Genomic DNA, 574 nt, shown 5'->3' on the forward strand with positions numbered 1-574 from the left:
CGCCTGCGCCGTCCTCGCGGCTGGGGCTTTGGAGATGTTCCCCGCCGGTCTGATATCGACCGTTTATAACCGAGCGGCTGGGGCTTTGGAGATGTTCCCCGCCGGTCTGATATCGACCGTTTATAACCGAGCGGCTGGGGTCTTGGAGGTGTTCGTCCCGGAAGAGCCGCTCACGTATCTCCGGGCGGCCACAACACTATCCCGGCACGCGCCGTAGCCGCGCCCATGCGCTCCGAAGACGAAATTCGCGAGCAGTACGAGTTCCTCCGCGAGCAGCTCGACGACGAGGAGATGTCTCACCGCGGCGTCGAGCAGCTGTTCACCCATTACAAGCGCGCGCTCGGCTGGGTGCTGGAAGAAGAGCACATGTGAGCCGGCTCGCCGGCCGCGGACCCGCCCGCCCGTCTCGATCCCGGTAACGTGTTACAGATAGTACACCAATAGACAGTCCTCGTTAGCTTTATCACTCCGAACCTTGTATCGTCAAGTGACGCTTCGTCTGGAGGGCCGAAGCGTCAGCGGGGACCAATCGGCCGCCCGACGCGGAAAAAAGCCGCGTCGAGCGCGCCGATTG

2 protein-coding genes are annotated in these 574 nt (G+C 63.1%); both read left to right on the forward strand.

Annotated elements, in window-relative coordinates; translation table 11 throughout:
• On the forward strand, nt 1-217 hold a 217-nt coding region (locus DJ75_RS18905; protein ID WP_094525473.1), incomplete at its 5' end, for a hypothetical protein.
• A gap of 8 nt (nt 218-225) precedes the next feature.
• A complete protein-coding gene (locus tag DJ75_RS18795) occupies nt 226-372 on the forward strand; it encodes a hypothetical protein (RefSeq protein WP_176451475.1) in 147 nt (48 codons plus the stop codon).
• Nucleotides 373-574: the final 202 nt, after the last annotated feature.

The organism is Halorubrum sp. Eb13, from assembly GCF_002252895.1.
GTDB lineage: Archaea > Halobacteriota > Halobacteria > Halobacteriales > Haloferacaceae > Halorubrum.